Below are 12,143 nucleotides of genomic sequence, written 5' to 3' on the forward strand. Positions count from 1 at the left end.
CGAGGTCCGCCCCGTCGTGCCGCTCCTTGAGGGGCGAACCCTGCCGGTCGCGGCACCGACCTGGACAGCCGTGCCGCGTGTGCCTGACGGCATCCTCCGTCGATGCCGGTTACCCGGCCATTGTGTCCTGTGTCGCCCCCGTTGCCCCGAGGCGCTCCCGGCCCGGGCGCCCGGCCGCTCCGCACGGACAGTCCGGGTGCGGCGCGAGTCGCTCCGCGCGCCAGTCGAGCAGAGGCAGGGACGCCTCCCACCGTGCGCCCGTGCTGGCGGGCAGTTCCCCGTCCAGGAACGACAGGGCGTGCGCGGCCGCCAGCCCCGCCACCGTCGTGGCCAGCCCCAGATCGCAGGCCGGCACGGTCGCCGGACCGTGTCCCGAGCGCCACTGGGCCAGCATCCGGGGCCAGCCCGGATCGCGGTCCGCGCGCGTCCCCGCGAGGCATCCCGCGCAGGCCGTGCCGCCGGGCAGCACCAGCGGCCCCACCACACCCGTGGCCTCGATCACTCCGGCGTACAGATGGGGCGTGCCCGCGCTGACCCAGGGCTCCGCGGCCGCGGGATCGGGGACATAGGCGGCGAAGCCGTCCCGGGGCGCGAGGATCACGAGCGAGAGAGGCGGCTCGCCCTCGCCGGGTGGCTCCGCCCGCCGCGCCCGGTCCGCCGTGGTCCTCGGGGCCGGGCCCGGCGCGCTGTGCCGCACCAGCCGACGGGCCGCCGCGTCTCTGCGCTCGCCGACGGACCGCTCCGGCAGGCCGCCCGGTGACACGTCCCACGCCTGGGCGTGACCGCCGTCCAGCACGTCGACCCGGCCGACCCCCGACGCGGAGAGCACCGCGGCCAGCGCCGCCCCCACCCGGCCCGCGCCCCGGACCTGGACCCGCAGCGACCGCCGGGCCCCGAGCCGCCGCATCCCCGCCCCGGGCTCCCGGCCGAGGACCGACAGCGAGGCCAGATCGGGCCGCAGCCGCTCCAGGTCCGCCGGCCGCTCCCGCAGCGCTTCGGCCGCCGGGCCGCCGCCGCCCGGATCATCGATCAGCCCGGCCGCCGTCAGCCGCCGCACCAGCTCGTCGGCCACCGACTCCGGCAGCCCCATGGCCCTGGCCTCCTCCCGTAACAGCGGCAGCCCCCGTGTCCCGTCGAGCAACTGGAGGAAACTGCCCGTGGCCGTGTCCACCGGGCCCACCGTCACCGCGTGCGCGGGCGTGACCCCGAACTGCACGGTCTGCCGCTCCCGCCAGGCGCGCCGCAGCGCGGGCTTCACCGTCGGACGCATGTCGTCCACCCCGTTCCCCGTCGAGTTCGTCGTGCTCCGTCGAGTTCCGTCGTTGATCTCGTGTTCCGCTCTCCTCGACCAGGATGCTGGGCGACGCGCGCTCGCGCCGAAAGTTATCCACAGCGAGTGGCGTTAATCGTTCAAATACGGACCGGCAGGGAAGGGAACAAGCTCGAACCATTCCGGAGCCGGGACTTCCCCCGTGCCTACCGGGTAACGTCATGGCGTGTCCGCCGATCCTTCTCCTCGCCTGGCGGGGGAGGCCTCCTCCTCGCGCGCCGAAAACGAGCAGGGCAGCGCGGCCAGGCGCCCGGAGCGCCTCCCGCGCTCCCCGGCGACGAGTGCTGTCGAGGTGCGCCGGAGCGCGCGCCGGAGCAGAACGGTTTCCGCGTACCGCGAGGGTGACCGGACCATCGTGCTCATCCCCGCTCGGATGTCGGAGGCGGAGGAGCGGCGCTGGGTGTCGGTGATGCTCGACAAGCTCGCCGCGCAGGAGAGCAGGCGCCTGCTCGGCGACAGTGAGCTGACCGAGCGCGCCGAGCGGCTCTCCGCCCAGTACTTCGAGGGCCGGGCACGGCCCGTCTCGGTCCGCTGGGTGACCAACCAGAACACCCGCTGGGGCTCGTGCACCCCCGCGGAGGGCAGCATCCGGCTCTCCCACCGGCTCCAGGGCATGCCGGAATACGTCGTCGACTACGTACTCGTCCACGAGCTGGCGCATCTGCTCGTCCCCGGGCACGGACCGCGGTTCTGGCGGCTGCTGGAGGCGTATCCCCGTACCGAGCGGGCCCGTGGCTATCTGGAAGGTGTCGTGGCCGCCGACCGGCTGCCGCACCTGCCCGTCGCCCGCGCCGAATGACGCCGGGTGACGTCCGCCGCCGTCGAATGTGACGGAAGCGTTGATCGTGTACCGAGTGTGTACCGGCTTGGCCACCCGTCCGGCACAGCCGTTAGCCTGGCGCGACGCGAGCACAATCCGGATGGGGGACGGTCGTTACGCATGGCCAGGGAATTCCAGCGCGGCCACAAGGCCAAGGTCAGTGATCTCACGGCGGGGACGGATCTGTACGTGGGCGTGCAGATTTCCGGCCCCGGGCTGACCTTCGACATCAGTTGTTTCGGTCTCGACGCCGACGAACGGCTCTCGGACGACCGCTATTTCGTCTTCTTCAACCAGCCGAAGTCACCTGAGGAATCCATTCAGTTGCTCGGCGCGCAGGCCGGGGACACCGAATCCTTCCGGGTCACGCTGGACCGGGTTCCGGCCGCCGTTCACAAGCTCTCGTTCACCGCCGCTCTCGACGGCGCGGGGCAGATGTCCCAGATCGGCCCTGGCTACATCCGGATCGTCGCGGGCGGCGAGGAAGTCGTCCGGTACTCCTTCACCGGCTCGGAGTTCAGCACCGAGCGGGCCGTGATGCTCGGTGACTTCTACCGCAAGGACGTCTGGCGGTTCGCCGCCGTGGGCCAGGGCTTCGACGGCGGGCTGGAAGCGCTCCTGAAGAACTTCGGCGGCGAGGTCGCGGAGGAGGAGCAGCCCGCGCCGCAGCAGGCAGGGGCCCAGCCCCCGGCCTTCGCCCCGCCGGCGCAGAGCACGCCTCCGCCGGCTTTCGGTGTCCCGGCCGCGCCACAGGAACCCCAGCCTTCGCAGCCGCCCCAAGCACCACAGCGCGCGCCGTCGTTCGGTGCCCCGCCCGCACCTGCCGCGCCCGGCCCGGCACCCGCCTCGCCCGTGCCCCCGGCCCAGCCCGTGCACGCCGCGCCGACCCTCGCCGCCCCCGTGGCCCCGGCCCCGTCCGGCGGTACGGTCCCGCCGCCCGCGCCCTCGCCGTACGGGCAGCCCCCGCAGCACGGCGCGTACGGACAGCCCGCACCGGCGGCGTACGGGCAACCGGCCCCGTCGCCGTACGGGCAGCAGCCGCCGGGAGCGTACGGACAGCCCGTCCCCGCCCCCTACGGCCGGCAGCCGGCGGTCCCGCCGCACCAGGGCGCGCCGACGGGCGCCCCGATGATGGGAGTCCCGCAAGGAGCCCCGCCGGGCGGTGGCGGCCTTCAGGCGGCCCTCCAGCCGTACAAGGAACTGCCCACGGGCCAGCGCTGGACCGCGCAGAACGGCCAGCTCGTCCGGGTCGACCTCGGCACGGACGGCACCCCGGTCCTCGCCCGGCAGGGCAGCATGGTGATGTACCAGGGCAAGGTCGACTTCGGCTACAAGGGAGCGGGCTTCACCGGCAGGATCGTCGGCAACGCCACCGGCCAGGAGATGCAGCTGATGCGCTGCACCGGCCGCGGCCAGGTGTTCCTCGCCGAGGAAGGCGCCCACCTGCACCCCGTCGAACTGCAGGGCGACGGCATCTGCGTCTCCGCGGAGAACGTGCTGGCCTTCGACGAGAGCCTGACGTACGAGGTCCGCCGCATCGAGGGCCACGGCATCCCCGGCGGCGCCCTGTTCACCATGCTCTTCCAGGGCACCGGCACCGTCGTGGTCAAGACCCACGGCACCCCCGTCGTGCTGCCCGTCACGCCCACGACCTTCGCCGACAGCAACGCCGTGGTCGCCTGGTCGGCCGCGGCCCAGGTGATCATCTCCAGCCAGGTCAGGCTGCGCCGCAACGCGTACCCGGGCCACAGCGGGGAGACCGTGAACCTCCAGTTCCGGGGAGCCCCCGGCAACTTCATCGTCGTCCAGCCGTACGAGGTCTGAGGGAGCCCGGACCATGAACCAGCAGCTCGCGGGCTACGCCCCGACCCCCGTCGCGGCCCGGATGGAGAACCACGGCCGCGCCATGCTCAAGGTCGCCATGGCCTCGGGCCAGGACCTCTTCGCGCGCACCGGCTCGATGGTGGCCTACGAGGGATTCATCCAGTACGAGCCCAACCCGCCCGCCATCCGGCAACTGGCCTCCCAGTGGGTCACCGGCGAGGGCGCGCCCCTGATGAAGTGCTCCGGTGACGGCCTGCTCTACCTCGCCGACTACGGGGCCGATGTCGTCGTCGTCAACCTCGACAACGACGCGATCTCGGTCAACGGCACCAACCTGCTGGCCTTCGACGCCCACCTCCAGTTCGGCGTCGAGCGGGTGAAGGGGCTGGCCAAGTTCACCGGCCAGGGCCTGTGGAACGTGCAGATCGGCGGGACCGGCTGGGTCGCCCTGACCTCGCGCGGCACCCCGGTCGTGGTGGACTGCGGCCGGGGCGAGGACGAGACGTACGTCGACCCGGACGCGCTCGTGGCCTGGTCCCCGGCGCTCAAGGTGAAGGGGAAGCGCAGCTTCAAGGCGTCCTCGCTGATCGGCCGGGGCAGCGGGGAGGCCTACCAGATGGCCTTCTCCGGCCAGGGCATCGTCGTCGTACAGCCCAGTGAGGACAGCACCGACCGCCTGCGGGCGCGGGGCTGAGGGGGAGCGGGAACACACCATGCAGAGTCCACTTTTCGCCTACGCCGAACAGCAGTCCCAGGACCGCTACACCATCCAGAACCCGCAGCTGCTGCGGGTCGCCCTGGGCGGTCATGACGACGTCCTCGCCCGCAAGGGCGCCATGGTCGCCTACCAGGGGCTGATCGAGTTCGACGGGGAGTACGAGTCGCACGAGCGGCGCCGCGGCCGGGCGCGCACCGGCGAGGGACTGGACCTGATGCGCTGCTCCGGGCAGGGCACGGTCTACTTCGCCAACCTCGCCCAGTACATCCATGTCGTGGACGTCGACCACGAGGGCCTGACCGTCGACAGCGCCTACGTCCTGGCGCTCGACTCCGGGCTGCACACCGAAGTCATCGCCGTGGACAGCCAGTACGGCGTCTCCGGATCCGGCAAGTACCAGCTGAACATCTCCGGCCAGGGGAAGGTCGCGCTGATGACGTCGGGCCTGCCGCTGATGATGCGGGTCACGCCCGACACGTACGTCAGCGCCGACTCGGACGCCGTCGTCGCCTGGTCCGCCTCGCTGCGGGTGCAGATGCAGGCGCAGACGCACTCCGCGAACGTACGGCAGCGGCGCGGCAGCACCGGCGAGGGCTGGGAGCTGAGCTTCCTCGGGGAGGGGTTCGCGCTCGTCCAGCCCAGCGAGGTCATGCCACCGCAGCACGCGGAGATCGGACAGGGGCTGGCCGCGCAGTTCGGGGCGGGCCGGCACGGCGCGCACGGCCAGAACCGGGCCAACGACTGGAGCAGGTGACCCGGGCCCCAGGAGTTCTCCCGACCCTGGTGACGGAACGGGACGACGACACGGGACGACGACACGGTGTAAGGGGCGGTCACCCATGGCGGCCGCCCCTTGCATCCGCTCACATCCGCGTCGCCCGCGTCCGCGCCGTGTCGTTCCTCGCGCCGGGCCGCCTCACGCCTCAGCCGTCGAGCGCCGCGCGCGTACGGTCCACCAGCCGGGCCACCGAGCCGTCGGCGACCCGCGCCACGTCGTCGTAGGCGAACCAGCGCAGGTCCAGGGACTCCTCGCTGATCTCGGCCACCGCGCCGGCGGGCGCCAGCGCCGCGTACTGGACGTCCAGATGCCAGTGGCAGGGCGCCGGGATGGCATGGCGGTCCAGCTGCACGGGGCCACCGGGCAGCAACGACAGCCCGTGGATCCCGGATTCCTCGGTGGCCTCCCGCAGCGCCGCGCCCGCCACGGACGCGTCCCCGGGCTCGCAGTGGCCGCCCATCTGGAGCCATATGCCGAGCTTCCTGTGCAGGGTCAGCAGCACCCTGCCCCGCGCCGGGTCGATCACCAGCGCGCTGGCCGTCAGATGTCCGGCGCCGCACGCCTTCCACATGCCGTCGGGGTGGGTGTCGAGATGGTCGAGGTAGACCTCGCGCAGCTGGAGCTGCTCCTCCTCCCGCCGTCCCTCGTACCGCTTCAGTACGAGGACGGCGTCATCGTGCAGGCTCACCGGTCGGTGTCGCCCTTGTCGTCCTCGTCGCCCGCGCTCTCCGGGCCCCCGGTGTCGCGGGTGTCCCGCGTGCCGCGCCCGCCCGCGTCGTCCTTCGCCGGACCGGACTGCGTCGGACCGTGCTTCGCCGGTCCGGGACCGCGGTCGGCGGCCTCTCCGAGCATCTTGTCCAGCTCCGAGAAGTCCGGCTGCTCGTGATGGACGAAGCCGTCCGGGTCGTCCAGGTCCGAGGCCGTCGGCAGCATGTCGGGGTGCTCCCACAGCCGGTCGCGCCCGTCGACGCCGCGCGCGTCCGTGAGCGAGGCCCACAGCCGCGAGGCGTCCCGCAGCCTGCGCGGACGCAGCTGCAGTCCGATCAGCGTGGCGAAGGTCTGCTCGGCGGGGCCGCCGGTGGCCCGCCGCCTGCGCAGCGTCTCGCGCAGCGCGTCCGCCGCCGTGAGCCTGGACTTCGCGGCCTCGTGCACCACCGTGTCCACCCAGCCCTCGACCAGCGCCAGGGCCGTCTCCAGCCGGGCCAGCGCCGCCTTCTGCTCGGGGGTGTCCTCCGGCTGGAACATGCCCTGCTGGAGCGCCTGCTGAAGCTCCTCGGGATGGGCGGGATCGAACTGGCCGACCACGTCCTCCAGCTTGGTCGTGTCGACCTTGATGCCGCGCGCGTACCCCTCGACCGCGCCGAACATGTGGGACCTCAGCCACGGCACATGGGCGAACAGCCGCTGGTGGGCGGCCTCACGCAGCGCCAGGTACAGCCGGATCTCCTCCTTGGGCACCCCGAGGTCGCGGCTGAACCCCTCGATGTTCAGCGGCAGGAGCGCGGCCTTGCCGGCCGGCCCGAGCGGCAGTCCGACGTCGGTCGAACCGACCACCTCACCGGCCAGCACGCCCACCGCGTGACCGATCTGCTGGCCGAACATGGCGCCGCCCATGGAGCGCATCATGCCGATCAGCGGACCCGCCACGGACTGCATCTCCTCGGGCAGCACCTCGCCCATGGCCGTGCCCACGCGCTCCGCGACCGGGTCGACGAGCTGCTGCCACGCGGGCAACGTCGCCTCGACCCACTCGGCACGGCTCCACGCCACCGCCGTGTTCGCCCCGGAGGGCAGGGAGGTCACGCCGTCGAGCCAGAGGTCGGCCAGCCGTACCGCCTCGTCCACCGCGGCGCGGTCGCCGGGCCCGACGCTCGCGTCCTTCGTGCCGTCGGGCGTGCCCTGCGCGACCGTCTGCCGCGCGATCTGCTTGGCCATGTCCCAGTTCACGGGACCGCCCTCATAGCTGAGCATCTGGCCCAGCTGCTGGAAGGCCGCCCCCAGGTCGCTCGGGTTCAGCGAGCCGAACATCGCGGCGAACGGATTGTCCGCACCGCCCGCGCCGCCCGGGAGCCCGAAACCGAAGGGATTGGCGGGACCGCCCTGGCCACCGGCACCCTGACCACCTCCGGCGGGGTCCTTCTTCTTGCCGTCGCCGTCCTCCGGCTCCTCCGGCGGAAGGCCGAATCCGAATGGGGTGTCACTCACGGGGTTCCTCGGCTCGTAGGGCCACCGGCTTCCTGCCGGTGGCGGCTGCCCACTACACCACCAGCCTAGGCCCTGTGCCCCCGGTCCTCGTGGGCCCGGAACGCCTGGCGGACACACTCGCACGCGGAGCGTCGGAAGCGGCGCACGTACCTCCGTGGTACGACGCCGGCTCCGCCGCCTCGCGGGCGCACCCACCGGACGACCCGGGCCCACGAGGACCGGGGCACAGGACCCCCCGGGGCGCGCGGGCGGCGGTGGCGTCCCGGAAGCCGCCCGCGCCGACACCCGGTCGGCTTCCGGGCTCGGTGCTTCGTCGGCTGCCGGCCTGCGGCAGGATGGACGTCACCTGGTACGTACGCGTCATTCACGTACGTATGGAAGACAACCGCTGGAGACACCTGGTGAGTTCCCGAGATCCGCAGGTTCGCGCAGCGCGAAACCGCTCAACCACGCACCCGTCGCGCGGCCCCGTCGTCGCCGTCACGGGTGCCGCCACGGGCGTGGGCGACCTGCTCACCCGGCGCCTGGCCGAGTCCGAGGAGATCAAGCAGGTCATCGCCATCGACGAGCGCAGAGGGGACGTCTCCGAGGCGCAGTGGCACCTGCTGGACGTCCGGGACCCGGCCATCGCCGAGAAGCTGCGCGGCGTGGACGTCGTGGTGCACCTGGCGCTGGACCTGGACCTGGAGACGGACCCGGCGGCTCGCACCGCCTACAACGTGCGCGGCGCCCAGACCGTGCTCACGGCAGCTGCCGCGGCCGGGGTCCACCGGGTCGTGCTGTGCACCTCGGCCATGGTCTACGGCGCGCTGCCGGACAACGACATCCCGCTCTCCGAGGACGCGGAGCTGCGGGCGACCGCGGAGGCGACCGGGGTCGGCGATCTGCTGGAGATCGAACGCCTGGGCCGCCGCGCGCCCCGCGCGCACCCCGGCCTGAACGTGACGGTCGTACGGCCCGCCATCCTGGTCGGCGGCACGGACACCGCCCTCACCCGCTACTTCGAGTCGCCCCGGCTGCTCGTCGTCGCGGGGTCCCGCCCGACCTGGCAGTTCTGCCATGTCGACGACCTGGTGAGCGCCCTGGAGTACGCCGCGCTGGAAAAGACCGACGGCGAGTTCGCGGTCGGCTGCGACGGCTGGCTGGAGCAGGAGGAGGTCGAGGAGCTCAGCGGGATCCGCCGGATGGAACTGCCGTCCGCCGTCGCCCTCGGAGCCGCGGCCCGGCTGCACAGGATCGGCCTGACCCCGTCGCCGGCCGGCGACCTCGCGTACACGATGCACCCGTGGGTGGTCAGTGTCAGCAGGCTGCACGACGCAGGCTGGCGGCCGCGCTGGACGAACGAGGAGGTCCTCGCGGCGCTCCTGGAGGAGGTGGAGGGCCGGCACACGGTCGCCGGCCGCCGGCTCGGCCGCAAGGACGCCACGGCGGCGGGCGCCGCGGGCGCCACGGTCGCCCTGCTCGGCACGGCCGCGCTGGTGCGGCGGGCACGCAAGGCCAGACGAAGGCTGTAGGCCCGGGGCCCGGCAGGGCAGGGGCAGGGACAGGGCCGGCGGCGGCGACGGCGCCCGCGTGCGCCGGGTGCGCGTTCCGGTACGTCGGTGGCGTACGGCACGATGGACCGCATGGTGAACACCCATTCCGGTCCCGGCGAGCAGGTGGCGGACGACCCCATCAGGCTGCTGGCGATCCGCGACACCCCGCTGAGCGTCGACGAGGTCTTCCGTGCGGTGGGAGACGACGCGGCGGGCGGCACGGCGCTCTTCGTCGGCACGGTGCGCGACCACGACGGGGGTGCCGGGGTCGACTCCCTCGGCTACTCCTCCCACCCCTCGGCGGAGGCCGAGCTGCGCCGGGTCGCGGAGAAGGTCGCGGCGGGTTTCCCGGTGCGCGCGATGGCCGCCGTCCACCGAGTGGGCGATCTGGAGGTGGGGGACCTCGCTGTCGTCGTCGCGGTCTCCTGCCCGCACCGGGCGGAGGCGTTCGAGGCGTGCCGGCAGCTGATCGACGACCTCAAGAGCGAGGTCCCGATCTGGAAACACCAGAAATTCTCGGACGGCACAGAAGAGTGGGTGGGCGCGTAGCGCCTCGTTGTGGGGTGGTGGTCGGGTGACGGGAGGGCGGGTGGGCGCGTAGCGCCTCGTTGTGGGCGTCCCGCCTTCGTTGATTCGCCCGTGAGTTGGGGAGGAAACGGAAAGCCTTTCAGTCCCCGTTCGGCCCGATTTGCGTAACCGTCCCCCGGACCGCAGCGTTGGATCGGCAGATGGTTAATCTGCTGATCGGTCAGTTTCAGACGCTCACTGCGCTCCGGAGGTCGGTATGGCCGCACTTGTCTGGTTGCTGATTCCGTTCGTCGCCGCCGTCGGCGCGGCGATATGGGGGAGCTGGGCCGCGAGAGACCGCACGATGGGCGACATAGCCGAGCTCAACGGCTACGCCCGCTTCCGCGACGCGATGGAGAAGGCGCCCTCTGGTTCGGACGTCGGTTCGGACGTCGCCTGACCCGGCCGGTCCGTACATGGCCGCCGGGGTCCTGCCCCCGGCCCGTACGGACCGGCCCCAGGGGTGTACTGACAGACCCTTCCCGTACTGTCGTTCCATGCCACGCCGCACCGCGACGATGCTCGCCTCCACCCTCGTCCTCATCGCGCTGCTCTGCGCGGGAGTGCTCATCAAGGTGCCGTACTCGGAGATGAGCCCCGGGCCCACCGTGAACACACTGGGCGACGCGGGCGGCGAGCCGGTGCTGCGGATCTCCGGTCACAAGACCTACCCGACCTCCGGTCATCTCAATATGACAACGGTCAGGGTCACCGGCGCGGACTACAACATGAACGTCGCCGAGGCGCTCTACGGCTGGCTCGCGCACGACAGCATCGTGGTGCCGCACGAGACCCTCTATCCGGACGGCAAGACGGAAGAGCAGTCCTCGCAGGAGAACGCCGAGGAGTTCAGCCAGTCCCAGGAGAGCGCCAAGGTCGCCGCCCTGAAGGAGCTCGACATCCCGGTGACCTCGCGTGTCGTCGTGGCCTCCGTCGTCAAGGACAGCCCCGCCGAGGGCACGCTGCACGCCGGTGACGTGATCAAGGCCGTGGACGGGACGGCGGTCAAGGCGCCGCAGGACGTCGCGAAGCTCGTCACGCGGCACAAGCCGGGTCAGGAGGCCGCCTTCACCATCGTCCCGGCCAAGGAGGCGCGGGCCGCGGAGAAGGCGGGCAAGGAGCCGGAGGGCACGGAGGAGGTCACGGTCACCACGAAGAAGTCCGACGAGGGCGACCGGGCGATCGTCGGCATCCAGGCGGGGACCGATCACACCTTCCCGTTCGAGGTGGACATCAAGCTGGCCGACGTCGGAGGCCCGAGCGCGGGGCTGATGTTCGCCCTCGGCATCGTCGACAAGCTGACGCCCGGCTCGCTGACGGGCGGCGCGTTCGTCGCCGGGACGGGCACGATCGACGACGACGGAGGGGTCGGCCCGATCGGTGGCATCCAGATGAAGCTCGTCGGCGCGCGGAAAGCGGGTGCGAAGTACTTCCTCACGCCGGAGGGGAATTGCGCGACAGCCGCCTCGGACACCCCCGCGGGTCTCACTCTGATCAAGGTGAAGACGATCGACGACGCCACGAAGTCACTGGCCAAGGTCCGGGCCGGGGACACGGTCGGCCTGCCGAGCTGCTCGACGGGCTGACCGTGCGGCGCGCGTGCCGGAGGGCGGGGCGCGTGCCCGGCGGACGGACGACGGGGAAAGGTCCGGACCGCCCGGAGGGTCCGCCCCGGGCCGTCCGGCCCCCGGGTCACTCCTCGAAGGTGGCGGCGAGCGCCTCCGCCAGACCCGGGACCAGGCCGGACCCGGTCAGGACCTCGTTCGGCGAGTCCTTCTCGCGCAGCCGCAGCGCGGACTCCCGGGCGCCGTCACGCAGCACGGCGACCGTCATCCGTACCTCCTGGCGGTCCGGGTGGGCGGAGACCCACTCGGTGAGCGCGGTCTCGTCCAGGCCGTCCGGTACGGACGCCTCGGCGGACGGCGGCAGCATCAGCCGCTCCACCGTCAGCGCGCAGCCCGCCACCGCGCCCGGCCAGGCGATGGTGCCGAGGAACTCGTCCAGCGGTGTGCCGGCGGGGATCTCGTCCTGCTCGATCGGGGTGAGCGGGGCGGTGGCGCCGTCGTCGACGAGGCCCAGCTGGGCCGCCAGCTCCGGTTCGTCGGCGCGCAGCCGTTCGGTGTCGACCAGGGCGAACAGCCGGGCCGGCTGGTCCCAGCCGAGCCCCGACGCGTATTCGTCGATCTCGAGGACCGCACGGGTCAGCGGACCGGCGGCCATGGGGGTGCCTGATGAGTCTGATGAGGGGGGAGAGACATTGGACATGGTCAATATCCTGCCTCCTTCGGACCCGGATGCGGGAACTAGGTAAAGGCTCAGTAAGTTGCATCATTGGGCCCTACGATCGCGGGGCCCGCTGTACACGC

12 protein-coding genes are annotated in these 12,143 nt (G+C 72.5%); 8 read left to right on the plus strand and 4 right to left on the minus strand.

Annotated elements, in window-relative coordinates:
- Positions 1–109: 109 nt before the first annotated feature.
- On the minus strand, positions 110–1,270 hold the full coding sequence (locus ACU6P3_RS23095) for a TOMM precursor leader peptide-binding protein (protein ID WP_447193933.1): 1,161 nt from the start codon (positions 1,268–1,270) through the stop codon (positions 110–112).
- A 226-nt stretch (positions 1,271–1,496) separates the two neighbouring features.
- On the opposite strand from ACU6P3_RS23095, the gene ACU6P3_RS23100 reads away from it, so the two are divergent.
- The 4 genes from ACU6P3_RS23100 (at position 1,497) to ACU6P3_RS23115 (ending at position 5,446) form a co-directional block, all read left to right on the plus strand.
- Complete coding sequence (locus ACU6P3_RS23100; RefSeq protein ID WP_037804687.1) at positions 1,497–2,129, plus strand: M48 metallopeptidase family protein; 633 nt, start codon at positions 1,497–1,499, stop codon at positions 2,127–2,129.
- Between the two features lie 141 nt (positions 2,130–2,270).
- Positions 2,271–3,974: a TerD family protein gene (locus ACU6P3_RS23105; RefSeq protein ID WP_447193934.1), complete on the plus strand. Its 1,704-nt coding sequence runs from the start codon at positions 2,271–2,273 to the stop codon at positions 3,972–3,974.
- A gap of 13 nt (positions 3,975–3,987) precedes the next feature.
- Positions 3,988–4,668 (plus strand): AIM24 family protein, encoded by a 681-nt coding sequence (locus tag ACU6P3_RS23110; protein ID WP_447193935.1) that lies wholly within the window; start codon positions 3,988–3,990, stop codon positions 4,666–4,668.
- Between the two features lie 19 nt (positions 4,669–4,687).
- Entirely contained in the window at positions 4,688–5,446 is a 759-nt protein-coding gene (locus ACU6P3_RS23115; RefSeq protein ID WP_447193936.1) for an AIM24 family protein, read from the plus strand.
- Between the two features lie 169 nt (positions 5,447–5,615).
- Here ACU6P3_RS23115 and ACU6P3_RS23120 read toward each other — a convergent pair whose 3' ends face one another.
- Entirely contained in the window at positions 5,616–6,158 is a 543-nt protein-coding gene (locus ACU6P3_RS23120; RefSeq protein ID WP_447193937.1) for an NUDIX hydrolase, read from the minus strand.
- Complete coding sequence (locus ACU6P3_RS23125; protein ID WP_447193938.1) at positions 6,155–7,675, minus strand: zinc-dependent metalloprotease; 1,521 nt, start codon at positions 7,673–7,675, stop codon at positions 6,155–6,157. The genes ACU6P3_RS23120 and ACU6P3_RS23125 overlap by 4 nt, the downstream gene beginning before the upstream one ends.
- 401 nt (positions 7,676–8,076) lie before the next feature.
- On the opposite strand from ACU6P3_RS23125, the gene ACU6P3_RS23130 reads away from it, so the two are divergent.
- From ACU6P3_RS23130 to ACU6P3_RS23145, 4 genes are all read left to right on the plus strand, one after another.
- Positions 8,077–9,189, plus strand: coding sequence for an SDR family oxidoreductase (locus tag ACU6P3_RS23130; RefSeq protein ID WP_447193939.1), 1,113 nt, complete (start codon positions 8,077–8,079; stop codon positions 9,187–9,189).
- Between the two features lie 111 nt (positions 9,190–9,300).
- A complete protein-coding gene (locus tag ACU6P3_RS23135; protein ID WP_447193940.1) occupies positions 9,301–9,759 on the plus strand; it encodes a molybdenum cofactor biosynthesis protein MoaE in 459 nt (152 codons plus the stop codon).
- Positions 9,760–9,994: 235 nt separating this feature from the next.
- Entirely contained in the window at positions 9,995–10,177 is a 183-nt protein-coding gene (locus ACU6P3_RS23140) for a hypothetical protein (RefSeq protein WP_030754945.1), read from the plus strand.
- 97 nt (positions 10,178–10,274) lie between these two features.
- Positions 10,275–11,363 (plus strand): YlbL family protein, encoded by a 1,089-nt coding sequence (locus ACU6P3_RS23145; protein ID WP_447193941.1) that lies wholly within the window; start codon positions 10,275–10,277, stop codon positions 11,361–11,363.
- A 106-nt stretch (positions 11,364–11,469) separates the two neighbouring features.
- Here the strand turns inward: ACU6P3_RS23145 and ACU6P3_RS23150 are convergent, their stop codons facing one another.
- Positions 11,470–12,042 carry a PPA1309 family protein gene (locus tag ACU6P3_RS23150; protein ID WP_447193942.1) on the minus strand — a complete coding sequence of 191 codons (573 nt, stop codon included), beginning with the start codon at positions 12,040–12,042 and terminating at the stop codon, positions 11,470–11,472.
- Between the last annotated feature and the right edge of the window lie 101 nt (positions 12,043–12,143).

The sequence above is a fragment of the Streptomyces hebeiensis genome (genome assembly GCF_052983195.1).